The 26,352-nt window shown below is 56.4% G+C and carries 31 protein-coding genes; 9 read left to right on the top strand and 22 right to left on the bottom strand.

The annotated features are described in order from the left end of the window. Nucleotides 1–14: 14 nt before the first annotated feature. The 6 genes from sctL to ACMGEE_RS06745 form a co-directional block, all read right to left on the bottom strand. Nucleotides 15–605, bottom strand: coding sequence for a type III secretion system stator protein SctL (gene sctL / locus ACMGEE_RS06770; RefSeq protein WP_301252576.1), 591 nt, complete (start codon nucleotides 603–605; stop codon nucleotides 15–17). Next, entirely contained in the window at nucleotides 592–1,170 is a 579-nt protein-coding gene (locus ACMGEE_RS06765; RefSeq protein ID WP_394148849.1) for a type III secretion protein HrpD, read from the bottom strand. Before ACMGEE_RS06765 ends, sctL begins: the two co-directional genes overlap by 14 nt. Nucleotides 1,171–1,173: 3 nt before the next feature. Beyond that, nucleotides 1,174–1,947, bottom strand: a complete 774-nt coding sequence (sctJ, locus tag ACMGEE_RS06760) for a type III secretion system inner membrane ring lipoprotein SctJ (protein WP_253454940.1) — start codon at nucleotides 1,945–1,947, stop codon at nucleotides 1,174–1,176. A gap of 6 nt (nucleotides 1,948–1,953) precedes the next feature. Continuing rightward, nucleotides 1,954–2,316 (bottom strand): EscF/YscF/HrpA family type III secretion system needle major subunit, encoded by a 363-nt coding sequence (locus ACMGEE_RS06755; RefSeq protein WP_301252577.1) that lies wholly within the window; start codon nucleotides 2,314–2,316, stop codon nucleotides 1,954–1,956. 73 nt (nucleotides 2,317–2,389) lie between these two features. Further along, complete coding sequence (locus ACMGEE_RS06750; protein ID WP_253454938.1) at nucleotides 2,390–2,620, bottom strand: hypothetical protein; 231 nt, start codon at nucleotides 2,618–2,620, stop codon at nucleotides 2,390–2,392. Nucleotides 2,621–2,727: 107 nt separating this feature from the next. Next, complete coding sequence (locus ACMGEE_RS06745; protein ID WP_253454937.1) at nucleotides 2,728–3,687, bottom strand: sigma 54-interacting transcriptional regulator; 960 nt, start codon at nucleotides 3,685–3,687, stop codon at nucleotides 2,728–2,730. 404 nt (nucleotides 3,688–4,091) lie between these two features. Here ACMGEE_RS06745 and ACMGEE_RS06740 point away from each other — a divergent pair, with 404 nt between their 5' ends. Then, nucleotides 4,092–4,733: a hypothetical protein gene (locus ACMGEE_RS06740; RefSeq protein WP_436829824.1), complete on the top strand. Its 642-nt coding sequence runs from the start codon at nucleotides 4,092–4,094 to the stop codon at nucleotides 4,731–4,733. 48 nt (nucleotides 4,734–4,781) lie between these two features. On the opposite strand, the gene ACMGEE_RS06735 is transcribed toward ACMGEE_RS06740, so the two are convergent. Then, complete coding sequence (locus tag ACMGEE_RS06735) at nucleotides 4,782–5,726, bottom strand: lytic transglycosylase domain-containing protein (protein WP_301252579.1); 945 nt, start codon at nucleotides 5,724–5,726, stop codon at nucleotides 4,782–4,784. Nucleotides 5,727–5,857: 131 nt separating this feature from the next. On the opposite strand from ACMGEE_RS06735, the gene ACMGEE_RS06730 reads away from it, so the two are divergent. Continuing rightward, a complete protein-coding gene (locus ACMGEE_RS06730; protein WP_253454934.1) occupies nucleotides 5,858–6,766 on the top strand; it encodes a hypothetical protein in 909 nt (302 codons plus the stop codon). 18 nt (nucleotides 6,767–6,784) lie between these two features. Further along, entirely contained in the window at nucleotides 6,785–7,198 is a 414-nt protein-coding gene (locus ACMGEE_RS06725; protein ID WP_253454933.1) for a CesT family type III secretion system chaperone, read from the top strand. 32 nt (nucleotides 7,199–7,230) lie between these two features. Here the strand turns inward: ACMGEE_RS06725 and ACMGEE_RS06720 are convergent, their stop codons facing one another. Beyond that, on the bottom strand, nucleotides 7,231–7,476 hold the full coding sequence (locus ACMGEE_RS06720; RefSeq protein ID WP_253454932.1) for a hypothetical protein: 246 nt from the start codon (nucleotides 7,474–7,476) through the stop codon (nucleotides 7,231–7,233). A gap of 426 nt (nucleotides 7,477–7,902) precedes the next feature. Here ACMGEE_RS06720 and ACMGEE_RS21725 point away from each other — a divergent pair, with 426 nt between their 5' ends. From ACMGEE_RS21725 to tatE, 6 genes are all read left to right on the top strand, one after another. Next, nucleotides 7,903–7,986: a small membrane protein YohP gene (locus ACMGEE_RS21725; protein ID WP_445084017.1), complete on the top strand. Its 84-nt coding sequence runs from the start codon at nucleotides 7,903–7,905 to the stop codon at nucleotides 7,984–7,986. A gap of 806 nt (nucleotides 7,987–8,792) precedes the next feature. Then, complete coding sequence (pagP, locus tag ACMGEE_RS06715) at nucleotides 8,793–9,368, top strand: lipid IV(A) palmitoyltransferase PagP (RefSeq protein ID WP_253454931.1); 576 nt, start codon at nucleotides 8,793–8,795, stop codon at nucleotides 9,366–9,368. 150 nt (nucleotides 9,369–9,518) lie between these two features. After that, nucleotides 9,519–9,728 carry a transcription antiterminator/RNA stability regulator CspE gene (gene cspE, locus ACMGEE_RS06710; protein ID WP_004156612.1) on the top strand — a complete coding sequence of 70 codons (210 nt, stop codon included), beginning with the start codon at nucleotides 9,519–9,521 and terminating at the stop codon, nucleotides 9,726–9,728. A gap of 680 nt (nucleotides 9,729–10,408) precedes the next feature. Beyond that, nucleotides 10,409–10,864, top strand: a complete 456-nt coding sequence (locus ACMGEE_RS06705) for a GNAT family N-acetyltransferase (protein ID WP_253454930.1) — start codon at nucleotides 10,409–10,411, stop codon at nucleotides 10,862–10,864. Further along, the gene (locus ACMGEE_RS06700) at nucleotides 10,864–11,667 is read left to right on the top strand and encodes a deaminated glutathione amidase (protein WP_301252587.1); all 804 of its coding nucleotides are present in this window, start codon (nucleotides 10,864–10,866) and stop codon (nucleotides 11,665–11,667) included. The genes ACMGEE_RS06705 and ACMGEE_RS06700 overlap by 1 nt, the downstream gene beginning before the upstream one ends. A 280-nt stretch (nucleotides 11,668–11,947) precedes the next feature. After that, nucleotides 11,948–12,154 (top strand): twin-arginine translocase subunit TatE, encoded by a 207-nt coding sequence (tatE, locus tag ACMGEE_RS06695; RefSeq protein ID WP_125288552.1) that lies wholly within the window; start codon nucleotides 11,948–11,950, stop codon nucleotides 12,152–12,154. 73 nt (nucleotides 12,155–12,227) lie between these two features. On the opposite strand, the gene lipA is transcribed toward tatE, so the two are convergent. From lipA to leuS, 14 genes are all read right to left on the bottom strand, one after another. Beyond that, nucleotides 12,228–13,193: a lipoyl synthase gene (lipA, locus tag ACMGEE_RS06690; protein WP_253454928.1), complete on the bottom strand. Its 966-nt coding sequence runs from the start codon at nucleotides 13,191–13,193 to the stop codon at nucleotides 12,228–12,230. Between the two features lie 139 nt (nucleotides 13,194–13,332). Further along, nucleotides 13,333–13,983, bottom strand: coding sequence for a lipoyl(octanoyl) transferase LipB (lipB, locus tag ACMGEE_RS06685; RefSeq protein ID WP_436829823.1), 651 nt, complete (start codon nucleotides 13,981–13,983; stop codon nucleotides 13,333–13,335). Nucleotides 13,984–14,059: 76 nt separating this feature from the next. Next, nucleotides 14,060–14,323, bottom strand: a complete 264-nt coding sequence (gene ybeD, locus ACMGEE_RS06680; protein WP_013201269.1) for a DUF493 family protein YbeD — start codon at nucleotides 14,321–14,323, stop codon at nucleotides 14,060–14,062. A gap of 109 nt (nucleotides 14,324–14,432) precedes the next feature. After that, complete coding sequence (dacA, locus tag ACMGEE_RS06675) at nucleotides 14,433–15,644, bottom strand: D-alanyl-D-alanine carboxypeptidase DacA (protein WP_253454926.1); 1,212 nt, start codon at nucleotides 15,642–15,644, stop codon at nucleotides 14,433–14,435. 133 nt (nucleotides 15,645–15,777) lie between these two features. After that, nucleotides 15,778–16,917, bottom strand: a complete 1,140-nt coding sequence (gene rlpA, locus ACMGEE_RS06670) for an endolytic peptidoglycan transglycosylase RlpA (RefSeq protein ID WP_253454925.1) — start codon at nucleotides 16,915–16,917, stop codon at nucleotides 15,778–15,780. A 9-nt stretch (nucleotides 16,918–16,926) separates the two neighbouring features. Continuing rightward, complete coding sequence (gene mrdB, locus ACMGEE_RS06665) at nucleotides 16,927–18,039, bottom strand: peptidoglycan glycosyltransferase MrdB (RefSeq protein WP_253454924.1); 1,113 nt, start codon at nucleotides 18,037–18,039, stop codon at nucleotides 16,927–16,929. Between the two features lie 2 nt (nucleotides 18,040–18,041). Then, nucleotides 18,042–19,946, bottom strand: coding sequence for a peptidoglycan DD-transpeptidase MrdA (mrdA, locus tag ACMGEE_RS06660; RefSeq protein WP_253454923.1), 1,905 nt, complete (start codon nucleotides 19,944–19,946; stop codon nucleotides 18,042–18,044). Nucleotides 19,947–19,974: 28 nt separating this feature from the next. Further along, nucleotides 19,975–20,445: a 23S rRNA (pseudouridine(1915)-N(3))-methyltransferase RlmH gene (gene rlmH, locus ACMGEE_RS06655; RefSeq protein ID WP_253454922.1), complete on the bottom strand. Its 471-nt coding sequence runs from the start codon at nucleotides 20,443–20,445 to the stop codon at nucleotides 19,975–19,977. 3 nt (nucleotides 20,446–20,448) lie between these two features. Next, on the bottom strand, nucleotides 20,449–20,766 hold the full coding sequence (rsfS, locus tag ACMGEE_RS06650) for a ribosome silencing factor (protein ID WP_253454921.1): 318 nt from the start codon (nucleotides 20,764–20,766) through the stop codon (nucleotides 20,449–20,451). Nucleotides 20,767–21,163: 397 nt separating this feature from the next. Next, entirely contained in the window at nucleotides 21,164–21,313 is a 150-nt protein-coding gene (locus ACMGEE_RS06645; protein ID WP_370734487.1) for a hypothetical protein, read from the bottom strand. A 161-nt stretch (nucleotides 21,314–21,474) separates the two neighbouring features. Then, nucleotides 21,475–22,134 (bottom strand): nicotinate-nucleotide adenylyltransferase, encoded by a 660-nt coding sequence (gene nadD, locus ACMGEE_RS06640; protein ID WP_436829822.1) that lies wholly within the window; start codon nucleotides 22,132–22,134, stop codon nucleotides 21,475–21,477. Next, nucleotides 22,127–23,158, bottom strand: coding sequence for a DNA polymerase III subunit delta (holA, locus tag ACMGEE_RS06635; protein ID WP_436829821.1), 1,032 nt, complete (start codon nucleotides 23,156–23,158; stop codon nucleotides 22,127–22,129). The genes nadD and holA overlap by 8 nt, the downstream gene beginning before the upstream one ends. Continuing rightward, nucleotides 23,155–23,748, bottom strand: coding sequence for an LPS assembly lipoprotein LptE (gene lptE / locus ACMGEE_RS06630; protein ID WP_301252591.1), 594 nt, complete (start codon nucleotides 23,746–23,748; stop codon nucleotides 23,155–23,157). Before lptE ends, holA begins: the two co-directional genes overlap by 4 nt. A 14-nt stretch (nucleotides 23,749–23,762) precedes the next feature. After that, a complete protein-coding gene (leuS, locus tag ACMGEE_RS06625) occupies nucleotides 23,763–26,345 on the bottom strand; it encodes a leucine--tRNA ligase (protein ID WP_436829820.1) in 2,583 nt (860 codons plus the stop codon). Between the last annotated feature and the right edge of the window lie 7 nt (nucleotides 26,346–26,352).

Here is a 26,352-nt window from a genome sequence, read left to right as displayed (position 1 = left end):
AGAAAAGAAGGGCGCTAGTCGGGGATCAGCGCCGCGCAAACCTGAGTCCAGCTCAGGCTCAGCTCGCCGTTGTCGGTGGTCAGCCGCAGCGTGTCGGCATCCAGCGAACTGTCGCTGACCAGCTGCCAGTCGAGCGGATGCTGCTTCAGCCAGGCGGCAGCTTCATCCTGTCGGACGGGCGCGCAGCTTAGCGTAGCGGCAGCCTGACGGCCCTGCGCCTGTTGCAGCTGCCGCAGCATGGCGGTCAGGCGGTCATCGGCGGGCAGCGCCGCCAGCAGCTGATTCATTGCCTGTTTCAGCAGCGCCTCGGCCTGGGGGATCAGCGCCTCCTGCCACTGCTGCTGCTGCTGCTGCCAGTCGGCGAAAAACTGCTCCGCCTGCGCGACAAAAGCCTGCTGTCGATCGGCAACGGCCGCGTCCGCGCGCGTTCTGGCTTCTTCCAGCAGCCGATCGGCTTCTTCTTCGGCACGGGCCAGCCGCTGCTGCGCCTGTTGTTCCGCCGTTTGCAGCAGGCTCAGCGCCTGCTGATGGTCAACCAGCGCTTCGCGGCTCAGCAGCGGCCCCGCAGGCATCGCCAGCACGGCAAGTTTTTTAGTGATCCACATGCGGCTCGGTTCCTGATTGCTGACACTGCCAGATGGCCGCGTCGTAAAGCGCCGCCAGCCTGGCGTGCGGCAGCGTTAACGTGGGGTATTCTTCCAGCTGTGCGGCCCATTCAGGGGGAAAACGCAGCCGTAAACGAGGCCAGCTTTCCGGATGTAGCGCGCGCAGCAGTAGCAGGCCGCCGATGGGCCAGGGATGAAAGCAGGCGGCATCCAGCCAGCTGTCGCAGCGCAGGCCTTTGCTTAAGCGCCGACACCAGATCAAATCGCTGCCCGCCATCCCGGACGGCGCGGCCTGCGGGGCGCAGGTGGCGGCCAGCAGCGCCAGTAGACGCTGCCAGCGCTCGTCGTCGAACGCGATCAGCGCCAGCATCCGCGCTGACGGTTCCGGCGGCAGGGCGGGGGAGATGCCGAAGCTGGCCGCGACGGCCTGCGGCTGCTGCCAGCTCAATGCCTGCTGCGCCGCCGGCGGCAGAGCGAAAAAGTCGGATGTCCAGCCCGCCTCCGCCTGTTGCCACCAGCCCTGCTGCCACCAGTGCAGCCAGTCCGCGATGGAAGCCTGCTCCACGGCTTATTTTCCTGTCGCCGCAGCGGCGCTGGCCGGTTTTTCTTTTTTCCGGCCGGGTTTGAACAGCAGCAAAGCGAAGGCGATCAGCAGCACGATGGCGAACAGCGCGAATACCCATTTCACCGTGCCGTACTCATCCGGCGAAAGCTGAAACGGCCCCATCTGTACCACTTCAATCTTGTCTTCATAGGTCTGCGCCGGCACAAAAACGATCGCTAAATCCTTATCGCTTTTGCCCGCCAGGCCCGGAATGCTGGTGGAAACCATCTGGCGGATGCGCGGCTCAATGCTGTCCGGATCCAGGGTGTTATGGTATTTGATAAACACCGAGGCGGAAGCAGGCTGTACCGGCTCGCCGGGCGCCAGCCTTTCCGGCAGCACTACGTGCACGCGCGCCACCACCACGCCGTCGATCTGCGCCAGCGTCGATTCCACCTCCTGCGAAAGCGCATAGATATAGCGGGCGCGCTCCTCCATCGGGCTGGAAATCACGCCGCTTTTCTGGAACACCTCGCCAAGATTGGTGCGCGCCTTGTGCGGCAGCCCGGCGGAGTCGAGGATTTTTACGCTGCGCTCGATATTTTCCGCATCGACCGACACGGAAATGCCCGCTTTTTCAATCAGCTTTTGCGCGGCAATTTGATGCTGATTCAGTTCGGCGATGATATCGTTGGCGTCGCTTTCCGCCAGCCCGCTGTACAGCACGGTTTTATCGCCGCAGCCGACCAGAAAAAGCGCCAGCGAGCTAATCATTAGCCATTTCAGCAAAAGTTTCATAGGGGCTTACTGTAGGTTGGTCAGTTTATCAATGCTCTGAACGCCTTTGGCGACGATTTTTGCATTCATTAAATTTTCAATATAGTAATTAGATAAGGCGGCATTAGCCTGACTAAATTCTAATAAATTGGACGAGCGGGAAGCTTTTTGTAAATCCTGATAGGCTTCTTTTCTCTGGTGTTCATTATTACTTAATGAACTGGCAATGCCGGAAAGAAAATTCGTGACTTCGGCAGGGGCGGAAACTTTTTCAACCTGCGGTTCTTTAAGCTGGGCCGAAAAAAAATCGACGTCGCTTTGCTGCGGCTCCGCCGTGGTTTTTATTTGCGGAAGCTCGGTTAAATCTGCCGGGGAGGAATTTATTTTCATAACGATCTCGCGCTGGATAACAGAACGAAAAGCGGTGCGGGTCAGGGGCGCAGACCCGCACCAGCAGGCGAAACTAGTACTGGATTTTTACCTGAGCGGCAGCAGAACCCGCCTTACTGGCACTGTCTGCAACGCCGTTCATTTTGTTGTTCTGTGCATCAAGCTTGGCTTTATCGACCATATCCTGCTGCATCTGGCCCTGAACATCCTGCATCTGTGACATAAAGCTTGCGCCATCAGTTGCGCTTTCAACTCTTGTTGCCGCTGTAGCTGCAGTAGAGATACCTGAGGATACTGAAGACATAGTGTGGCTCCTGATTATATTAAGGGGTGGTTGTTAGCATATTCGTTAATTAAGTGGGTGTGGCGCAAAAAGGGTTCCAAAGAAAATAAATTATTTTTATAAACGCATCAGGCAACAATATTCAACAATTTGATACGGTGATAAAGGGTGCGGCGCGGAATACCTAATTCATGCACCACGTCATCAATCTTATGGCCGTGGCGATGCAGACACTCTTTAATCAGGCTGCGCTCAATGCGACGCAGGCGATCTTTTAATAATGTCGCTTCGCCTTCGCCCGGCGTGATATTACACAGCGGCGGCAGATGCAGCACGTGGCGTTCCGCCGCGGCTTTCAGCTCGCGAATATTGCCGGGCCAGCTGTGCAGCAGCAGGGCTTCGTCCAGCGCCAGCGAACGCGGCGGAATAGGCTGCTGTAGCCGCATGGCCGCTTCCTGGGTAAAGCGGCGAAACAGCGGGATAATCAGTTCGGCATGGGAACGCACCGTCGGCGTCTCCAGCTTGATGGTGGAAAGCCGAAAATAGAGGTCGCGGCGAAAACGTCCTGCGTCCACCAGCTCAATCAGCGGCGTCTGGGAAGCGGCGATCACGCGTAGATCCAGCGGCACGGGCTGCGTGGAACCCAGCCGGTGAATGGCGCGGGTTTCCAGCACGCGCAGCAGCTTCGCCTGTAATATCAGCGGCATGCTGTCTATTTCATCCAGAAACAGAATGCCTTTGTCAGAGGCTTCAATGTAGCCCGGCCGGGAATGCGTGGCGCCGGTGTAGGCGCCGGCGATCACGCCGAACAGTTCGCTTTCCGCCAGGTTTTCCGGGATAGCCGCGCAGTTCACGGAAATCAGCGGCCCTTTCGCGCCCGAAAGCTGGTAGATGCGGCGGGTCAGCGTATCTTTGCCCGTCCCGGTTTCGCCTTCCAGCAGCAGATCGACTTTCAGCGGCGCAAGGTTGTCGATCAGCGGATGCAGGCTGGCGTGGATATCCGTTCTGGCTGCGCCAGGCTCGGTAAGGAAAGCCGTGACTTTATCGTGACGGATACTGCCTGATTGTTTCTCACTACCCGTTACCATATTTTCTCCTGTCTACCCTCGGACTATGCAGTTAGCAATCTGCTGCAACTTAAGCGAAAACAACACGGGATCAGCGGCGGGCTGCTCGGGGTAACACTCAATATTCGCTTACTATTTACTAGCGCGGCCTTGAGAGGCTATCAGTTTCCTCTGAAGTTGTTGTGGGGATCTCCGTGGGGCAAGGTAGGGAAATCCCTACACAAATTTCGCAGCGCAGCGGTAAGCTGATGTAAACAAGCGCATTATTTAGATTACAAAACGTTAAGAATGTGTAATTTAATTTACCGTAATTAAGACTTTACCAGCGCCAATGGAACATGCCCGGCCCGATCGCCACCCAACACGGAGACGAAGCCTTGACGGGTGGACTCGTGACGATCATTTCACTGAACAGAGGAAGCGGCATGAAAATAGGCGGCGGTGTAAACGGCGCGATTGGCGGCGGCAAAACGGGTGGCGATGCGGGTCTGGAGCTACCACTCAGCAACAAGCAAAATAACGGTCAGGGCAGCCCGGGACTGGGTAATATCCTGAATTTTGCTACTTCGACGTCAAACAGCGGCGGCGGCCAGGGCGTGCAGTTTGGCAGCAAAGAGGCGCTTGCCCAGAACGGCAGTAACGGCAGTAACGGCAGCAGCCAGTCGACAGGCAACGAAAGCAGTATTACGCAATTGCTGAACGCCATTCTGGAGCTGTTGAAAGGCAGCGAGGCGAACAGCGATAAAAACGGCTCTGGCTCTTCGGGCTCTGGCAACGGAACGTCCGGCGCTCAGGAAGCCGCCGGCAGCGGCGATATCATGACCCAGCTGATGGAGATGATTAAAAAGATGCTGGGGCAGTCATCTGAAGGCGCCAACGCATCCGGCCAGGGTGGCTCAGGCGGCTCGGGCGGCGCAACGCAGGGTGGTAAGGGAGCCGAAGACGAGCAGGGCAGCAGCGGGCTGGCTGCTAAGCTGGGCGGTGCCCTGCAGATGCTGGGCCTGGGCGCCATTCTTTCAGCCCTTTCCGGCGGCGCTGGTGCGCAGGGCGGCGGCGAAAGCAAATAGGTTTTCCGGCATACCTTTTCAGGGCGATCGTCGATCGCCCTTTTTTTATCAGGCTGGCAGAGTGCCTTTACCGGTAGCAATGGTATTGGCAAAATCCATCACCTTATCGACATAGGTCGCGTCGCCCGTGCCCGTTTTGGAAATATCACTTAAATCAGCGGTGTTGACGTTGTTTGGCCCGGAATTATAGGCGCGCAGAGCTGCGCCCATACTGCCATCAAATGCGCCGAGCTGCTCTTTCATGTAGAGCGCGCCCGCCATGATATTGTCATGCGCGTTATCAGGGCTGGCGTTGGCGCCCAGCAAATCCGGATTTTTACTTTGCAGATCGGCAAAGGTATTGCTGTTGACCTGCATCAGACCGGCATCCTGTAGCCCGTTGCCGCCGTTGACCGTCGCCGCGCCCAGATTGCCGCGGGACTCCTGCCAGATTTGCGCGGCAAGCACGTTAGCAGGCACGCCGGTAGCCTGCGCCGCATCCTGAATGTCGGCCTCAAAAGGCTTGAGCGAGTCGGGCAGATGAAGATCGCTGCTGCCGAGAGAGAGGGCCGGAGAGCTGCCTGACGTCGCGCTCGTCTGGGCTGCGGACAGCGCTGGGACAGCGGTTTGCGCTCCGCTGTTTTCCGCTGGGTTACCGCTGTTTTTGAACGTTACTGGCGCGGTGGTGCTGCCTGAACCGGTAGCGCCGTTTTCGCCACTGCTGGCCTGCTGGCCCTGAAGCAGCTGCTGGATCAGCGGCAGCACGGCCTTCATGATTTCCGATATCAGCTGCGATACCTGCTGCGACAGGTCGCTGTTTTGCTGCGTGTCGTTGCCGTTATTATCAAGCAGACTTTCCAGCGAGGTGCCCTGGCTGCCTGACTGCGCGAAATTAATCGAGGCCTGGTGTTTTTCATTAAGCGGACTAAGTAAATCTTCGCCGGGCGACAACAAACTATCCAGGCCGGGGATAGTCGGCGGCAAAGCGTTAGCGGAAGAAATTGGGGTCATCATGAATTTCCTTAAGCGTAGACCAGGGAAGAGTGATGATTAGTGGCCCGGAGGCGGTATGGGTTCCGCCTGAGGGGAACTTCCCGTTTTGTCACGCCACTTACTGCTACGGATTTTTACCAGATGGAAAATTTATGCCCTTTAATCTTTTTGGTACCTCTTCTGGCGCCAGCCACCGCACCCGTCATGACGCGAAAGTAATGCTGCCGGGCAAGCCGGGCCTGGAAGGGACGCGCAATGGCCGCATCATCACCGTGACGGAAAGCCAGCAGCAGATCCTGAAAAAAGCGAATCGCTCGATCGAAGACACCTGGAAAACATTAGATAAGGGGTCTGCTAACCAGATCCACGACATCCTGCACACGCGCGGCGGCGTGGTAAAACGTACGGTCGCCTGCCGGGCCGAAAACAGCTCTGAGGATAACCGCCCATGGCGCGCCGCCCGCTTTCGGGCCGGAAACTGCGGCGAAATGGCGGCAGTAAACGGCCTGCTGCTGGCCTCCTCCGGCATCAGCGAGCCGGTAGCCGTTTGCAGCGCGCTGGATGGCGATCACGCCTTTGTGATGGTAGGCGACAGGCGCATCAACGGCGAGCGCATCTATTCCGATGCCTGGCCGCTCTATGGCCGTGCCGACAAAGAGCAGAACTACGACCTGTCCAAACGCTATCGCATCGTGAAAGAGTACGCGCCGCAGGCCGCTAATCCCGAGGTGCGGGAGCGATTAGTGCATGGCGACAAGGCCAGCCGCGAGGAAGTCAATGCGCTTTACCAGCGCGAGATGCGGCGGGAGGGGCAGCCTATCGACAGTAAGGATCTCAGCTCGTTGAAACAGATTGCCCGGCGCCACGGTGGCGGGCTGTATCAGCAATATCAGGCCTCGAAAAATATCAATGTGTACTATCAAACCGAAAGCGGCGGCGATGCCACCGAGCTAAAACCAGAGATGAAGCGATCCGTGTATGAATCCCGGCGCCGTCGTCAGGATGATGCGACCCGTACAGAGGTGGCGGAGCTGATGCGCAACATTAACCGCGGCGTGTAAACGCTTAACAGGAAAATTATGGCTATCAGTCGACTGAAAACGCTACTGGCTCCGCTGCTGCGTCAGTTGCGCATTGATGAGGCGCAGCTGGAAGAGAGCGGAAGCTACGTAATGGAAGCGCAGGGCATCGCGCTGCTGTGGGAGGAGAGCCCGCGAGATTACCTGACGCTAAGCTGTCAGCTGCCGATGCGCGAAAGTGATTTTGCCGATCCCGCCACGTTGAACATGCTGTTGCAGTGCAATCTGCTGGGGCTGGCGCATCCGCCGGTGCTGACCGCCACGCTGCCGGAGCAGCAAAGCGTGCTGCTGTGGACCCGCGAGCCTTTTATTTTACTGGAGCCGCACCAGCTGCTGGCGCTGTTTGAACGCTTTATCGCACAGGCGGAAAGCATGCAGCGCTTTTTGACCCTGCCGACCACAGGCTCGTCATAAAAAAAGGGCCACGAAAGTTGGCCCTTACGCTGTCAGTGCGGCTGTTTAAACCCGGCCTTCACCAGCTCTTCTTTAAAGGCGTTGGTAATGGCACGGTTGCCGCCGGTGACAGGATAGATAACGTTATTGATCACATCATCCAGATAATGCTCATCGAACTCCTGCAGCGTCAGCGGCGAGCCGCCTTCATCATTAATGGCAATTGAGCCGTGGATATGATCGCCCTCGTTTTTTGCCTTCAGGCTGTATCGACCCAGGCTGCTGTCCAGAGTGCTCATAAGATCTCCTTATTACCGTCAGGGATTGGTATCGCAAGCCCTGTTAAGTCTAGCCAGCGCCTGCCTGCGCGCCTAAGATTCCTCTGTAAAGAAAGCGCAAAGTGCGATCGCTGTCGCTTAAAAAATGCATGGCTGGATATTTATTTAATTCATTGATTTTTAACTATTTTTATTTAAAAACCGTGAAGGTGCCTGAAATCACAATGATTTAAGGATAAAAGGCGAAAAATGGTACTAAATTGCTGGCAGAGGTCAGGAACGTCTGCGAACGAAGCGGTAAAAGGTCATCATGAAAAGCGACGGAGGCTGTTTTACCGCGGGCGGCGGCCGGAAAAAACGGACGGCGAAAACGGCAGGACGGAAATCTTCTTCTATAATCAAGTGGCTACACAGTAGTAATTTTTTTATCTGGCTGAGGAAAATGGAATGAAGATTATTCTCTGGATTATTGCGATTATTTTTATTGTCGGCCTGCTGACGTTAACCGGCGTCTTTAAAGTACTTTTCTGATTAGTCATCAGGTGGCAATACGCGCGTATTGTCACCTTTTGCCCGCCGGTTTCGCCAGAGCGGACGCCGCGGTCATTTTTTCCTTTTTATCCGGTAACTGATGGAATATGTCGGCTTCATCCTGCTCAGTTACCGCGATAGCCTGACGAAACAGGCAATCTTTTAAGGTGATGGGTTTCCAACAATACGCACATATCGCCCCGTGATGATCGCCAAAGCGGTCGCCGCGAGTCGTGAAAATGAGCTCTGCGTGCCCACATCTCCCGCATCGTATTCTCACGTCGGCTCCTTAAATTTCTGTGTTAACCAGGATTAATTTTACCAAAAAACGCGTATAGATCGATAAATAATATTTATCAGTTTCGTGAAATGATATTAACCCATAACAACATGATTCAAAAGAGATAACCCAGTTCTTTCCTTTTATTTACAATAGGGAGACGATGAATATTGTTACTTTGGGCGCTTTTATTTCTTTTTTTGGTTAAATAAGCATTAATTGCGCTAAATAAATGATCCAGATCAAACTCCATTAAAACAATTCATGATTGTAACTGACCCCATTAGCGCATTATTTCGTCCCGTTTTTAATCAGAAAAAAAAGAGAACTTTGCATAACCGCAATGTCGACCGGCTCAACTTTAAAAAAATTTGCACAGTTGAAAATTTGTTCGCTGTGCATTCATGAACCGTTTAATGGCGGTAATTACAATAGGGGCCGGATTAACAATATGACCAGGCCTGCCGTTTTTAATCAGCAACGGCAGAGATTTTTTAACAGCACCACGGGTGAGCGGTAGATTAAAATGACATTTTTTCGCTTTTTTCTTCTTTTCCTGAGCCTGGCAGGCGCAGGAAGCCTGTCCGCTACAGCTCAGGCACAAACACTGGGCGCCGCGATCTCCGGCGGCTGGCAAAATTTTAGCGACGGCGTCAGCACGACCTGGAACGAGCCGCAGCATTACGACCTTTACGTGCCGGCTATCACCTGGCACAACCGCTGGACTTACGACCAGGCGCATATTGATAAATACAACGAGCGCCCCTGGGGTGCAGGCGGCGGCATGTCGCGCTATGACGAAAAAGGCAACTGGAACGGCCTGTACGTGATGGCCTTCAAGGACTCCTTTAACAAATGGGAACCCTTCGGCGGCTACGGCTGGGAAAAAATCTGGCAGCCGCTGCGCAATAAAGATTTTCGGCTGGGGTTGGGCTATACGGCTGGGGTAACGGCAAGAGACAACTGGAAATATATCCCGGTTCCGGCGGTTTTGCCGCTTGCTTCAATAGGTTTTCGTGATGCCACCTTCCAGATGACTTATATTCCGGGGACTTACAACAACGGCAACGTCTATTTTGCCTGGCTGCGCTGGCAGTTTTAACAACAGGCGCACGCTAAAATTAAAATTGATGCGTAAAAAAAGCGATATTTATCACTTTTTCGTGAAAGGCCACTGGACAAAAGGCTCAGCAATTGCTGTACTAACCGTCGACACAGTTTAGTGTCCATTTTTCATGTAAAGGTAATATAGATGTCTAAGATCAAAGGTAGCGTTAAGTGGTTTAATGAGTCCAAAGGATTCGGTTTCATTACTCCTGAAGATGGTAGCAAAGACGTGTTCGTTCACTTCTCTGCCATCCAGAGCAACGGTTTCAAAACTCTGGCTGAAGGTCAGCGCGTAGAGTTCGAAATCACCAACGGTGCCAAAGGCCCATCTGCTGCTAACGTTGCCGCTATTTAAGTTATCAGACAGAATTTTAAAAACCCGCCTTATGGCGGGTTTTTTTTCGCCTGAGTGATGCCTCGTCTCCATGGAATGCCCGGCCAGGTGAGCCTGTAAGCCGGATAGCTGTTGCGAAAGTTCCCGTACTGCTCTGTGCCTGCATATTGCGCAGGTTCCCGCCGTAAGTACCGCTTACCGCTCTTTGCCTGCGTGTTGCAAAGGTTCCCTTAATGCTCTGTGCATGCGTGTCGCGCTGATTGCCGCCTGTAAGTTCCGCCCTCTGTTGGCCTGCCGCGCAGGTTCCTTTAATGCTCTGTGCTTGCGTGTCGTGCAGGTTACCGTCTGTAAGTACCGCCCTTTGCTGGCGTGCCGCGTAGGTTCCCTTAATGCTCAGTGCATGCGTGCCGCACAGATTTCCGCCTGCGAGTCCTGCTCTCTGCTTGCGTGCGCAAAGATCCTGTCCTGTTAGCGCTTCTTCCTGCTTGCGTAAAGATTGTGCCAAAACGTGATAAACGAAACAGTCATCGTTAACTGCGCCGGGTGCAGATGCCTGTTTTGCGGTCTGTGAAGCCCAAACGCGGCTTATTCTGTAACAGGCGTCGGCGTCGGTCGGGTTGCTTATCGTGTCAGTCAGGCTATATAACCTGTAGAAGAAAAGCGCTGACGCCCTGAGCGGGCCGCAATTAACAGGAGAGAGAATGAGGATCCGACTGGCGAATACGCACGACGGTTTTGCCCTGAGCGCGCTGTTAACCGAACTGGGCTATGCCAACACCGAAGTCTTTATTGAGCGTCGTCTGGCGCAGCTGATCGACGACAGGGCAGAACAGCTGCTGATTGCCGAGCAGGGCAGCACCGTATTAGGCTTTCTCTCGCTACATTTTATTCCGCAGCTGGCGCTGGCGGGGGATTTCGCGCGCATCAGCTATTTTTGTATCGCGGACGGCAAGCGTAGCGAAGGCGTCGGACATCAACTGTTAAGCCACGCCGAGAAGCTGGCAAAAGCCCACGGCTGCGATCGGATGGAAGTCCACTGCCATGAGCAGCGCACCAAGGCTAACGCCTTTTATAGCCGGGAAGGCTATAGCGAGGCTCCCCGCTACCTGATTAAAAATCTCGATGCGCACGCTTTTTATCCCCACGGAGAGACATAATGAAAGTGGCTTCAGGACAGTTTGCGGTCAGCCGCAGCTGGCAGGAGAATGCGGCAACCTGTACGGACTTAATGACCAGGGCGCTGGCCGGCGGTGCCGATCTGCTCGTTTTACCGGAAGCCGTGCTGGCTCGTGATATCGCCGATCCGGATTTGGTGCTGAAAGCCGCTCAGCCGCTGGACGGGCCATTTTTAAACGAAATCCGTGCAGCCAGTCGCGGCAACGGGTTAACCACAATAATGACCGTACACGTGCCGACCGATAACGGCAAAGCGCTGAATGTGCTTATCGTCATTCGCAATGGCGAAATCCTTGCCCGCTACGACAAGCTGCATCTTTATGACGCTTTTACCATGCAGGAATCCCGCAATGTCACCGCCGGTGACGAGGTGCCGCCGCTGGTGGAAGTTGCCGGTATGCAAGTGGGTCTGATGACCTGTTACGACGTGCGTTTTCCTGAACAGGCTCGTCGTCTGGCGCTGGACGGCGCGGAAGTGCTGGTGCTGCCAGCCGCCTGGGTGAGAGGGCCGCTGAAGGAGATGCACTGGGAGGTGCTGGTAACGGCGCGTGCGCTGGAAAACACCTGTTATATGGTGGCCGTCGGCGACTGCGGCCCGCGTAATATTGGTTGCAGCCTGACGGTCGATCCGCTGGGCGTGGCGATAGCCAGGGCGGCTGAAGCGCCGATATTGCTTTTTGCTGATTTGGATCCCGCCCGTATCGCTCATGCGCGTAGCGTGCTGCCGGTGCTGGAGAATCGCCGTTTTGCTCGCCCTGAACTTATCAGCTCGCGGAAGCTTTGAAATATTGGGTAAGGAACGCTTCGGAGTGAGAGGGCAACGGGTGATATCACCATACCGCTATGGAACAATGGTGTGGCATTGATAACGCGTTGTGGTACACCAGCCCCCAACATCCGCGATTTCAGGCTTTCCTGAGCCGCTTTATCTGATATCATTTCGCAGGCCGCTGTGCAGATATTACTCTGTTACAGATGGCAGTTTGTATTGACCGACAATCTGCGCGTTAATACACTTTATGCTTATTGACCTTTACCGGTCCGGTTAAATAAAGAAGGTGTGTATGGAAGGTATCAGTATTGCCAAACTGCTGATTATTGGCGCTCTGATTGTATTGCTTTTTGGAACCAACAAGTTACGCTCGCTGGGCGGCGATCTGGGTTCGGCGATCAAAGGCTTTAAAAAGGCGATGAGCGACGATGACACCTCCGCGAAGAAAGCGCCTGTCGCTGAAGAAAAAGCGGCTGAACAGGTTGCTCATAAAGAGTAACGCCCGCGTTAAGCGATAAAAAAACGGATGACAGGGTCATCCGTTTTTGTTTTTGTTGCAAATATGTAAAGAGTTATTTCACTTCCAGGCCTTTCGCCTGCATATCCGCATGGTAGGAAGAACGCACGAACGGGCCGCAGGCCGCGTGGGTAAAGCCCATTTCCATCGCCGCCTCTTTCATTTCGTCAAATTCCGCCGGACTGACGTAGCGCTGTACCGGTAAATGGTGGCGGCTTGGCTGAAGATACTGCCCCAGCGTCAGCATGGTCACACCGTGACGGCGTAAATCGCGCATCACTTCCACGATCTCGGCATTGGTTTCGCCCAGACCCACCATCAGGCCTGATTTGGTCGGGATCTCAGGATGCGCTTCTTTAAAGCGCTCCAGCAGCTTCAGCGACCACTCATAGTTGGCGCCGGGACGAACCTGGCGGTATACGCGCGGCACGTTCTCAAGGTTGTGGTTAAACACGTCCGGCGGCGTGGCGTTCAGAATATCCAGCGCGCGATCCATACGGCCACGGAAGTCCGGCACCAGCGTTTCGATTTTAATGGTCGGATTTTTAGCGCGGATAGCAGTGATGCAGTCGGCAAAGTGCTGAGCGCCGCCGTCGCGCAGGTCATCGCGGTCAACGGAAGTGATCACCACGTAGCGCAGGCCCATATCGGCGATGGTCTGCGCCAGCTTTTCCGGCTCGTTGGCGTCGGGCTGCACGGGACGCCCATGCGCCACGTCGCAGAAAGGACAGCGGCGGGTACAAATCGCGCCCAGGATCATAAAGGTGGCGGTGCCGTGGTTAAAACATTCTGCAAGGTTAGGGCAGGAAGCCTCTTCACAGACGGAGTGCAGACCGTTTTTACGCATGGCGGCTTTAATGCCCTGAATGCGGCTGGAGTCGGCAGGGAGTTTGATTTTCATCCACTCCGGCTTACGTAAAATCTCTGTGCGTTCGGTGACCACGGTTTTGACCGGGATCAGCGCCATCTTATCTGCGTCGCGGTACTTAACGCCGCGTTCCATCTGAATAGGTTTACTCATAATCTTGCTGTTTCCAGGTTGGCATGCGCTAATCAGCCGCGTGACGTTCAAATTTTTTTGAGAAAAGCGCAAAAATTATATCACCTCGCGGCGCGGGTTTCAGCCAGGGCAGAGGAGAAAATGTGACGGAATTGTAAATTTATGGCGTTCGCTCGTCCAGCCACTTTACGTCCGCTATCGCCAGCTCGCGGGCAAAATGCTTGATTAACAACGGCTGCACGTCGGCCAGCGTCACGCCCTTTTTATAGGCGCTGATTTGTGTCATCTCCAGCCCGGCGTAGCCGCAGGGATTGATGCGCAGAAAAGGCGCAAGATCCATATCCACGTTCAAAGCCAGCCCGTGAAAAGAGCTGCCGTTGCGGATGCGCAGGCCCAGCGAGCAAATTTTTTTGCCCTCGACGTAAACGCCGGGCGCATCCGGCCGGGCAGCGGCCTCGATATCGTAGTGCGCCAGCGTGGCAATCACCGTTTGCTCAATGGCGGTAACCAGCTCCCGCACGCCGGTTTTGCGCCGTTTCAGGTTTATCAGCACGTACATGACCTGCTGACCTGGCCCGTGATAGGTGACCTGTCCGCCGCGATCGCTCTGCATAACCGGGATATCGCCCGGCATCAGCAGATGCTCCGCTTTACCGGCCTGGCCTTGAGTAAATACCGGCGGGTGTTCCACCAGCCAGATTTCGTCAGGCGTTTCCGCGCCGCGCTGATTGGTAAAATCGTGCATGGCCTGAGAGACGGGCGCCCAGGGCTGCAAATCGAGCTGACGAACGAGTAGGGTATCCTGATGCATGGAGAGTCCGGTCAGGGAGTAAAGAAGGGAGTATAACGCCGAACGAGGGCCGTGGTCAGCCCCCGATCGGTGATGGCTACAGCACCATCCGCACGATTTCTATTTTGCCCAGCTCGTCATACAGCGTTTCCACCTGCTCGATATGGGTCGCCGTAATGGTAATAGAAACCGAGTGATAGTTGCCTTTGCTGCTGGGTTTTACATCCGGAGAGTAATCGCCAGGCGCATGGCGCTGTACGACTTCAACTACTTGATCAACCAGCTCCGGCTGCGCCAGACCCATCACTTTATAGGTGAACGGGGTAGGAAATTCGAGCAGTTCTTTAAGATTGGTTTTCATAGGGGCTCCGGTAACGCTAAAACAAAGACTCCCGCCAACAGCGGGAGCCTACAGATAATATCAATATGCGGGCCATTCAGGCCGAAATCAAGCGCGGAACGCGACAGATTTAGCCAAACCAGTGATGGAACATCAGCTTGATGTAGTCAACGATACGGCCGAAGAATCCGCCTTCCGGCATATCGTTCAGCACCACCAGCGGATGCTGCTCAATGGTTTTGCCGTCCAGCTGGAAGTTGATGGTGCCGACCACCTGGTTTTTCGCCAGCGGCGCGTGCAGTTCGGTGTTGCTCAGCGTGTAGCTGGCTTTCAGATCCTTCATGCGGCCGCGAGGGATAGTCAGGTAAACGTCTTTCTGCACGCCCAGCTGCACGCGGTCGCTGTTGCCGAACCACACCGGCTCGGAGGCGAACTCTTTACCGGCTTTCAGTGGCGCCACGGTTTCAAAGAAGCGGAAGCCCCAGGTCAGCAGCTTTTTGCTCTCTACTTCGCGGCCTTTAAAGGTACGTCCACCCAGCACGGCCGAAATCAGACGCATCTGGCCTTCGGTCGCGGAAGCGACGATGTTATAGCCTGCCGCATTGGTGTGGCCGGTTTTGATGCCGTCAACGTTCAGGCTGGTATCCCACAGCAGGCCGTTGCGGTTGGTCTGGCGGATATTGTTAAAGGTGAAATCTTTTTCTTTATAGACCGAGTACTCATCCGGCACGTCACGGATCAGCGCCTGGCCGATCAGCGCCATATCGCGCGCCGAGCTGTACTGACCTTCGGCGTCCAGGCCGTGTACGGTCTGGAAATGGGTATTTTGCAGACCCAGCGCCTTAACGTAGTTATTCATCAGGCCGACAAAGGTGTCCTGACTGCCTGCGACATAGTCGGCCATCGCCACACAGGCGTCGTTGCCGGACTGAAGCACGATACCGCGAGTCAGCTGCGAAACCGGCACGCGATCGCCCGGCTTCAGGAACATCAGCGAAGAGCCTTTAAACACCGGGTTGCCGGTCGCCCAGGCATCTTTACCCACGGTGACCATATCATCCTGATGAATTTTGCCCGCTTTGACCGCCTGGCCAATCACGTAGCTGGTCATCATTTTTGTCAGGCTGGCCGGATCGCGGCGCGCGTCGGCGTTTTTCTCCGCCAGCACTTTGCCAGAGTTGTAATCGATCAGCACATAGGCTTCGGCATCAATATCCGGCACGCCCGGGATCATGGTTTTGATGTTCACGTCTTCAGCGTGGGCGAAGGCGGTAAGGCTGAGGGCGATCAGCGAACCTGCCGTCAGGCGTTTGAACAGTTGGGAAGAGGTCAGAGTATTCATGTCGGGGACAACAACATCCATGGCTAAGTTAAAAAAAAGTGACTCACTATAGCAAATGCATTTCGGAGCGGCATCCGTCTTTACCTGGCTCATACAGCGTAACGCCAGGTAAAGATGGATTGCCGGATCGTTATCACATTTTGCCAGCTGCCGTGGTCACGAAAGAGGTGAGGTTGGCTTCGCTGGCAAGCCGTTGCTGCAGCGCTGCCGCCTGCTGACGCGAGGTAAAATGCCCCAGCTGCACGCGATAAACGCCGCCGCGCGCGTCAACGCTGCCCGGCACGCCAAATTGTTTGCTCAGCGAGGCCGCCAGCTGCTGTGCGCGTGCGCCATCTTTCAGCGCGCCCGCCTGCACCGTAAAGGCCGTTCCGGCTGCGGCCGGTGCCGAAGTCGCTGCGGCTGGCGCCGAGACAGGGGCTGGCTGAGTCGGCACCGGTGCCGGTTCCGCTGGTGCAGGCTCGCTGCCTTCCAGGACGCCATTGGCCAACGGCTGCGGCGCGCCTAAAAAGCCGCTGCTGCGTACCGGCGCGCCCAGGTTGTCGTCGCTGCTGAGCGTGCTGTTATCCACGGGCCGGACGTCAGGCGGTGTTTGTTCAGAAGACGAGGCGCCGGTGCTTTCCTGCGCGCTTGTCATGCCCTGTGCCGCCGCCGCGCCGCCCATTACCACCATGCCGCCGCTGAGATCCGGGCGAGGCGGCAGCGCGTAGCTTTGTTTCGCGACCGTGGTGCCGATGGTGCCGGGGCCGGAAACCGAGCCGTCCGGCGCGACCTTAATAAAGTCCACCTTCACGCGGGAGTTATTGGAAATATTCAGGCGATCGCCCGCCGCTTTGGACAGATCGATAATGCGGCCCGGCTTGTAAGGCCCGCGATCGTTGACCCGCACCACGATTTGTCGTCCGTTCGCCAGGTTGGTGACGCGCACATAGGACGGCAGCGGCAGAGTAGGGTGCGCCGCCGTCAGCGCCTGCGGATCGTACTGCTCGCCAATCGCCGTGCGGCTGCCGTCGGCCGATTCGCTATACCAGCTGGCCAGCCCGGTTTCGCTGAAATTAGACGGATCGGTGACGATGCGGTAGTTCTGGCCGTTGACCCGATAATCCTGGTTGGCATTGGGGCTTAACGGCTCGTAGCGCGGCTCGACGCCGCCGATTTCAACGACCGGGCCGTTATAGGTTTGCTGTTGCTGTGTAACCGGTGCCTGCTGTTGTTCAGTAACACAGCCTGCCAGCAGCGCCGCTGCCAGACTAATCCAGAGCCAATCCTTACGCATATAAGCCTCTTAAACGCTTTTCGACAACAGTTTACGGTGGGTATGGATCGACATAATAATGCCAAACCCGGCCATCAGAACAATCAGGGCGGAGCCGCCGTAGCTTACCAGCGGCAGCGGGACGCCGACCACGGGTAATATACCGCTGACCATGCCAATATTCACAAAGACATAAACAAAGAAGATCAGCATCAGGCCGCCTGCCATCACGCGGCCAAAGGTGGTTTGCGCTCTGGCCGCCATCAGCAGGCCGCGCATGATCACCAGAATATAGAGCACCAGCAGCACCAGCACGCCGACCAGGCCCAGCTCTTCGGCCAGCACGGCAAAGATAAAGTCGGTGTGACGCTCGGGTAAAAACTCCAGCTGCGACTGGGTGCCGTGCAGCCAGCCTTTGCCGCGCAGCCCGCCGGAGCCGATAGCGATTTTGGACTGAATAATATGGTAGCCCGCGCCCAGCGGATCGCTTTCCGGATCCAGCAGCATCATGACGCGGTCGCGCTGGTAGTCGTGCATCAGGAAGAACCAGAGCACCGGAATGAAGGCGGCGACCAGCATCACGGCCACGAGGATCAGCTTCCAGCTCATGCCTGATAAAAACAGCACAAACAGGCCGGAGGAGGCGATCAGGATAGCCGTTCCCAGATCGGGCTGCGCCGCCACCAGCAGCGTGGGCATAAAGATCAGCACCAGCGCAATCGCGGTGTTTTTAAGCGTGGGCGGACAGACGTCGCGGTTGATAAAGCGCGCCACCATTAGCGGCACGGCTATTTTGGCTATTTCCGAGGGCTGAAAGCGCACCACGCCCAGATCCAGCCAGCGCTGCGCGCCTTTACTGATATGGCCGAAAGCGTCCACGGCTATCAGCAGGATCACACAAAGGATGTAAAGATAGGGCGCCCAGCCTTCGTAAACGCGCGGCGGGATCTGCGCCATGACCAGCATGATCACCACGCCCATCGCAATCTGGCCCAGCTTGCGCTCCATCATGCCCGGATCCTGGCCGCTGGCGCTCCAGATAACCAGCGCGCTGTAAACCAGCAGGGCGGAAATCAGAATAAAAAAGGTCGGGTCGACGTGGATCCTCGTCCAGATAGTGCTTTTCTGGTGCCGATCGTTCATGGTTATTCGCCTTCATAGCCAGACGGCACCGGAGCGGCGTCTGGCAGGTTGGTATTGTTGTCCCCGAGCATAATATGGTCGAGAATTTGCCGCATAATGGTGCCGACCGCTGGCCCCGCGCCGCCGTTTTCCAGGATCATCGCCACCGCTACCCGAGGATGATCGTAAGGCGCAAAAGCGGTCATCAGCTTATGGTCGCGCAGCAGTTCGGAAATTTTATGGGCGTTATAGGTTTCGTTCTCTTTCAGGCCGAATACCTGCGCCGTTCCTGACTTGGCAGCGATTTTATAAGGCGCGTCGGAAAAACTTTTGCGCGCCGTGCCGTTAGGTCGGTTGGCTACGCCATACATGCCGTCCTTGGCGATTTCCCAGTAGCCGGAATGAATATCGGCGACCGGCGGGATCGCCGGCTGCTTCCACGGCACGGTAACGTTATTCACCTTGTTGGCCATCATCAGATGCGGCGTACGCACGATGCCGTCGTTAATCAGGATCATCATCGCTTTGTTCATCTGCACCGGCGTGGCCGTCCAGTAGCCCTGGCCGATACCTACCGGAATGGTGTCGCCCTGATACCAGGGTTTTTTAAAGCGCTTCATTTTCCATTCGCGGGTCGGCATGTTGCCGGCGGTTTCTTCCACCAGATCGATACCGGAAAGATGGCCGTAGCCAAATTTACCCATCCATTCGGAAAGCCGGTCGATGCCCATATCGTAGGCGACCTGATAGAAGAAGGTATCGGCGGATTCTTCCAGCGATTTGGTGACGTTAAGGTGGCCGTGGCCCCAGTGCTTCCAGTCGCGGAAGCGTTTTTCAGAGCCGGGCAGCTGCCACCATCCCGGATCGAACAGGCTGGTGTTTTTATTGATTACGCCGGCGGAAAGCGCCGAAACGGCAATATAGGGTTTTACCGTGGAGGCTGGCGGATAGGCGCCCTGAGTCGTACGGTTAATCAACGGGCGGTTCGGATCCTTCAGCAGCTTGTTGTAATCTTTGCTGCTGATGCCGTCGACAAACAGGTTCGGATCGTAGCTGGGCATGGAAACCATCGCCAGGATTTCGCCGCTGCGCGGATCGGTTACCACCACGGCGGCGCGGCTGCCCGCCAGCAGCGTTTCGATATACTGTTGCAGCTTGAGATCGATAGTCAGCCAGATATCCTGACCCGCCTGCGGCGACTGTTCGTGTAGCTGGCGGATCACACGGCCACGGTTATTGACCTCGACCTCTTCATAGCCGGTTTTGCCGTGCAGCATATCCTCGTAGTAGCGCTCTATGCCCAGCTTGCCGATATCGTGCGTGGCCGCGTAGTTAGGCCATTTTCCTTCTTTATCCAGTCGCTCAACGTCGCGATCGTTGATCTTGGAAACATAGCCCAGCACGTGGGTGAGGGCTGAGCCGTAAGGATAGTAGCGGCGCTGATAGCCTTTGACTTCCACGCCGGGAAAAGCGTATTGATTCACCGCGAAACGTGCGACCTGCACCTCATTCAGCCCGGTTTTTACCGGGATAGAGGTAAAGCGGCGCGAACGCTTGCGCTCTTTTTCAAAGGCGACGATATCTTCATCGGTCAGGTCGACCACCGGGCGCAGCGCCAGCAGCGTTTTTTCGAGGTTTTCGACCTTCTCGGGTACCAGCTCAATCTGATAGATAGTGCGGTTCAGCGCCAGCGGCGTACCGTTACGATCGTAAATAATGCCGCGGCTTGGCGCGACAGGCACCAGCTTGATGCGGTTTTCGTTGGAGCGGGTACTGTAATCGGTGTAGCGGATAATTTGCAGATGATAGAGATTAGCTACCAGGATGCCGGAAAGCAGTAAGATGCCGAAAAAAGCGATCATTGCCCGCCGAACAAACAGCGTCTGCTCGGCGGTATAGTCACGAAAGGCGTTACGTTGTAATTTCATCCGCTGCGTTAATCTGTCCAGTTAAGGGCTATTCGCGATGGTAAGGGTGATTAGTGGTAATACTCCATGCCCGATAAAGGCTTTCCGCCACCAGCACGCGCACCAAAGGGTGAGGCAGCGTCAGCGTGGAGAGCGACCAGCTCTGCTCGGCGGCAGCCTTGCAGGCGGGCGCCAGGCCTTCCGGGCCGCCGATCAGCAGGCTGACGTCGCGGCCGTCCTGCTTCCAGCGCTCCAGCTGCGTCGCCAGCTGCGGCGTTTCCCACGGCTGCCCCGGAATATCCAGCGTCACGATGCGGTTGCCTTTGCCCACCGCCGCCAGCATCATTTCGCCTTCCTTTTCCAGAATGCGTTTGATGTCGGCGTTCTTCCCGCGTTTGCCGGCCGGCACTTCAGTCAGCTCAAACGGCATATCCTTGGGAAAACGGCGCAGGTATTCCATAAATCCGGTTTGCACCCAGTCAGGCATTTTCGTGCCGACGGCAACCAGCTGCAGCTTCACGGATTAGCTCCAGAGCTTTTCGAGTTCGTAGAGACGACGGCTCTCTTCCTGCATCACGTGGACGATCACATCGCCCAGATCGACCACCACCCACTCGGCGGCGGCTTTGCCGTCAACGCCCAGCGGCTTCAGCCCCGCCGCGCGCGATTCCTGCACCACGTGATCGGCGATAGAGGCGACATGGCGCGTTGAGGTACCGGTACAGATAATCATGCAGTCGGTGATACTGGATTTGCCCTGTACGTTAACAGTGACAATATCCTGGCCTTTCAAATCGTCAATTTTATCGATGACGAATTCCTGGAGTGCTTGACCTTGCAAAAGGTTCCCCTCTGAATACGGTTGAATGAGATGTCTGTCCGCCAGGCGGAAGCGCTATTATCCCACGTCGGCGCGGAAGATCCACGTTCCTGAGTCGAATAATTGTGAGCTTGTGTAGCCGCCGGGTAAAAAACATGGCAGCGGAGAATAACAGCCCCCGGCTGAGAGTCAATGGCTGCCGGGCCGATAGTTGCCCCGGAGAAGAGATGACGGCCGCAGAGGTACGGCCGTCGACAGAAAGAAAAAAGCGCAAGCGCGCAACGGCTCTTCCGCCTGTGTTAACGAAGTTGTAGCTTTATGCCGTTAACGGTTATTTGTCGGTTATCACCAGGGCGGGAAAATGCGTTTTAACGCATTCGGTATAGTCGCCTTTTTTGAAGGCGCTATAAGGCGTTTGCTAACCTACCCGCTTACAGGCGTAGCTTTTGCCGCCCGGATTTTTTGCGTTGTAATCCCAGTTCATTTCCCGGTAGATGGGCAGGGCGCTGCCGCCGCACTCGACACGACCGTTGATGACCTGCGCCGTTACGCCGAAACCAGGCACCATGCCAGCCGCTTTAATCCAATGCGCTTATAAGAAGGACAAGTTTTGCTAAAAGTAAAGGCTTGATAAAAAAGGAAAGGCATTCTGTAAAAAGGCTGAATCAGCTTCGTACAAAATCCGCTGCTTTATTTAAGGGATATAAAGCAGCGTTATGAACGAAATAATTATTTTTGTGCCGGATAAAGATTTTGCTGGTTTATCCAGTTAATCACTGCCTCTGGCAGCATCCCGTCGCAGGAAAGGCCGGCGCGGCGGCGTTGCCGGATCTCGGTAGCGGAAATCGGCAGCAGCAACGTATCAGCAAGAAAAACCGATCCGGCGGGAAAATGATGCAGCCGCGAAATATCTTCTGTGCGGTGCGTGTCAAGCCAGTGCTGCTGTTCCGGCTTGGCCATGTTTTCGGCATAGCCGGGACGTTTACAAACCAGCAGATGGCAATAATCCAGCAGCTCCTGCCAGCGATGCCATTTATGCAGCGTCAGCAGGGAATCCTGACCGATAATAAACCCCAGCGGCTGCTGTTCTCCACGCTCCCGGCGAAGCTCAATTAATGTATCAATCGTCCACGAGGGAGTCTGACGCTGTAATTCGCGCTGGTCGATATCAAAAAGTGAATTATTAGCGATAGCCAGAGAAAGCATTTTTACGCGCTGGGCCGGAGAGGCTTCCGGCTGAGGGCGATGGGGCGGCACGTTGTTGGGCAACAGGGTAATCTTTTGCAGGCCAAGCCGGGCGGCCAGCGTTTCCACCGGGCGAAGATGGCCGTAGTGGACAGGATCGAAGGTGCCGCCAAACAGCGCCTGGAGCGTGGCCGGTTCAGTCATCGCAGAAGGTCTCGGGAAAAGCAGTGGTGCAGAGCAGCAGCGACAGCGTTTCCAGCTCGCGCCAGACAGCCTGACCATAATCCTGCTTGATCGTCAGTTCGATACGCGTCAGCAGCCTCACCGCCTGCGCCAGCTGTTTCGCCGTCAGCCGCTGCAGGGCCTCCGTAAACAGCGGGCGACGGTTCTGCCAGACGCGATGCTGGTCAAACAGCGTGCGCAGCGGCGCCTGCTGCATTTGCCGCTGTAGCGTCAGCAATGTCAGCAGCTCTCTTTGCAGCGTGCGCAGCAGGATCACCGGCTCGCTCTCTTCCGCTTTAAGCTGGCGCAAAATATGCTGCGCCCGCTTGCTTTTGCCGGCCAGCAGCGCATCCACCCAGTGAAAGGGCGTAAAATGGGCGGCGTCATTAACCGCCTGTTCCACTCTGGGCAGCGTTAATTTGCCGTCCGGCCAGAGCAGCGAAAGGCGTTCCAGCGCCTGCGACAGCGCCAGCAGATTGCCTTCGTAGCAATAGCAGAGCAGCTGCACGGCCGCGTCGTCCACCGTCAGCCGCATGCTTTTCGCGCGCGCGTTTACCCAGCGAGGCAGCTGAGCCTGCTCGGGCGTCTGACAGGGCACGATAACCGCGTTGACGCTGAGCGCTTTAAACCACGCGCTGTTTTCCTGCGCTTTGGTCAGTTTAGGCGCGCGCAGCAGCAGCAGAATATCCTCGTGCAGCAGCGTGGAGAGCGTCAGCAGCTTTTCCGCTATCGCGGCGTTCGGGCCGTTTTCCGGCAGCGATAAAAGCAGCGTCTGGCGGCTGGCGAACAGGCTGAGCGCCTGACAGGTTGAATAGATGGCGTCCCAGTCGGTCTGTTGATCGACCGCGACGCTGAAATGTTCGGTGAAGCCCTGCTGCTGGGCGCTGGCTCGTACGGCATCCTGCGCCTCCTGCAGCAGCAGCGGTTCATTACCATTCAGAATATAGCAGGCGCGCAGCCCCTCACGGAGCTGCGCGACAAGCTGTTCAGGATAGATCCTGATCATCTGGCGTAAGAGCTATCTGGTAAAACAGCGCGCGATGAAGTCTGGTCAATCGCAGGCGGTGAATTCCCCAGCGTATTGACGGAGCTGTCGTTTTCCGCCGCGTGGACGGTCAGCAGCTTACGCACCAGCTGCTGGGCAGCCTGCACGCGCATTTCACTGATGATGATGTCCTGCTCGGAATCTTTCGCCAGCGCCGCCAGCGGGTTATCAAAGAAGGAGCGGTAAACCGTGGCGCTCAGCGGATAGATGCCTTTATTCGGGATCAATACCTGCGCGTTAACGGTCATCACCAGCGAGTACTCGGCGGTTTTACCATCCTGGAAAATAGACGCGGTGTCGCGTCCCTGAGTTTCCGTCCCCAGACGCAGCGACGGCACGTCTTTGCGCAGGCCCGGTTTTTCCAGCACGGTTACGTTGTTAAGACGCAGCTGCTCACGAACGGCACGCGCCAGCGGCCCGTACGGATCGCCCGTATCCACGATCATGGTTTTCATTTCGTGCGGAACCGACGTGGTTCCGCGCAGGTGATAGCCACAGCCGGCGGTAAGCAACACCAGCCCGGCGATAAGCAAAGAGATAATCTGTCGCACGCTTCCTCCTGACATTAACCCACGACCAGGTTAAGCAGCTTGCCCTGAATGTAAATCACTTTACGAATAGTCACGCCATCAAGATATTTTGCGACCAGATGCTCCTGTGCGGCACGCGCCTGCACCTGCTCCTGAGTCGCATCCGCCGGAACGGTGATCTTGCCGCGAACCTTGCCATTTACCTGCACCACCACCAGCAGAGAATCCTCTACCATTGCGGCGTCGTCAGCCTGCGGCCACGGCGCGTTATCCACTTCGCCTTCGCCGCCCAGCGCTTCCCACAGGGTGAAGCAGGCGTGCGGAGTGAAAGGATAGAGCATACGCACGACGGCCAGCAGCGCTTCATGCATCAGCGCCCGATCCTGCGGCTCTTCCTGCGGCGCGCGCGCCAGTTTGTTCATCAGCTCCATAATGGCGGCGATGGCGGTGTTAAAGGTCTGGCGACGGCCAATATCGTCCGAGACTTTAGCGATGGTTTTGTGCAGATCGCGACGCAGCGACTTCTGATCTTCATTAAGGCTGTTCAGGTCGAGCGCGCCAGCCGGGCCTTTCGCAGTATGTTCAAAGACCAGCTTCCACACGCGCTTCAGGAAGCGGTTAGCGCCTTCCACGCCGGACTCCTGCCATTCCAGCGTCATTTCGGCCGGAGAGGCGAACATCATAAACAGACGCACGGTATCCGCGCCGTAGCGCTCGACCATGACCTGTGGATCGATACCGTTGTTTTTCGACTTGGACATTTTGCTCATGCCCGCGTACACCAGCTCGTGGCCCGCTTCGTCGGTGGCCTTCACGATGCGGCCTTTTTCGTCGCGCTCGACGGTTACGTCAACCGGCGATACCCAGTTGCGCCCGCCGTTGGCGCCCAGCCAGTAGAAGGCGTCAGCCAGCACCATGCCCTGGCAGAGCAGGCGTTTGGCTGGCTCATTGGAGCTGACCAGACCGGCGTCGCGCAGCAGCTTGTGGAAGAAGCGGAAGTAAAGCAGGTGCATGATCGCGTGTTCGATGCCGCCTACATACTGATCGACCGGCAGCCAGTAGTTGGCCGCAGCCGGATCCAGCATCCCTTTGTCGAAATCCGGGCAGGTATAGCGCGCGTAGTACCAGGATGACTCCATGAAGGTGTCGAAGGTGTCGGTTTCACGCAGCGCTGGCCGGCCGTTGACGGTGGTTTTTGCCCACTCGGGATCGGCTTTAATCGGGCTGGTGATGCCGTCCATGGTGACATCTTCCGGCAGGATCACCGGCAGCTGATCTTCCGGCGTCGGCATAACCGTGCCGTCCTCCAGCGTTACCATAGGGATTGGCGCGCCCCAGTAGCGCTGACGGGAAACGCCCCAGTCGCGCAGGCGGTAATTGACCTTGCGCTCACCCACGCCTTTCTCCGCCAGGCGGGTGGCGATGGCGTTAAAGCCATCTTCATAGGAGAGGCCGTCGAATTCGCCGGAGTTGAACAGCGTGCCTTTTTCGGTCATCGCTGCCGCGCTCAGATCCGGCTCGCTGCCGTCCGCATTGAGGATAACCGGCTTCACCGGCAGATCGTATTTGGTGGCAAACTCCCAGTCACGCTGATCGTGGCCCGGAACGGCCATCACCGCGCCGGTGCCGTATTCCATCAGCACGAAGTTGGCGACCCACACTGGCAGCTGTTCGCCGGTCAGCGGATGCGTGGCGAACAGACCGGTCGCCATGCCTTTTTTCTCCATTGTCGCCATTTCTGCTTCGGCGACTTTGGTGTTGCGGCATTCAGCGATGAAATCCGCCAGCACGGGGTTGTTCATTGCGGCCTGGATGGCCAGCGGATGACCGGCAGCAACACCCAGATAGGTCACGCCCATAAAGGTATCCGGACGCGTAGTATAGACGGTCAGCTTCTCTTCACTGTCTTTGACGTCAAAGGTGATTTCCACGCCTTCGGAGCGGCCAATCCAGTTGCGCTGCATGGTTTTGACCTGCTCAGGCCAGCTTTCCAGCGTGTCCAGATCGTTTAACAGCTCGTCGGCATAGGCGGTGATTTTGATAAACCACTGCGGGATCTCTTTACGCTCGACCTTGCTGTCGCAGCGCCAGCAGCAGCCGTCGATAACCTGTTCGTTAGCCAGCACGGTCTGGTCATTCGGGCACCAGTTAACGGCGGAGGTTTTTTTGTAGACCAGGCCTTTTTCATACAGTTTGGTGAAGAACCACTGCTCCCAGCGATAGTATTCCGGCTGGCAGGTTGCCAGTTCGCGGCTCCAGTCATAGCCAAAGCCCAGCAGCTTAAGCTGGTTCTTCATATAGGCGATATTGTCGTAGGTCCACGGCGCTGGCGCGGTGTTGTTTTTTACCGCGGCGCCTTCGGCAGGCAGGCCAAACGCATCCCAGCCGATAGGCTGCAGCACGTTTTTGCCCAACATGCGCTGATAGCGGGAGATCACGTCGCCGATGGTGTAGTTACGCACGTGGCCCATATGTAGGCGGCCAGAAGGATAGGGCAGCATGGAGAGGCAGTAGTACTTCTCTTTGCCTTCCTCTTCGGTGACTTTAAAGGTTTGCTTCTCGTCCCAGTGCTGTTGAACACGGGATTCTATCTCTTCCGGGCGATATTGCTCTTGCATGGCAGCC

The organism is Erwinia artemisiae, assembly GCF_051400835.1.
GTDB classification, from domain to species: Bacteria; Pseudomonadota; Gammaproteobacteria; order Enterobacterales; family Enterobacteriaceae; genus Erwinia; species Erwinia aeris.
Note: the sequence above shows the minus strand (reverse complement) of the source record. Positions and strands in the feature narration are given on the sequence as shown.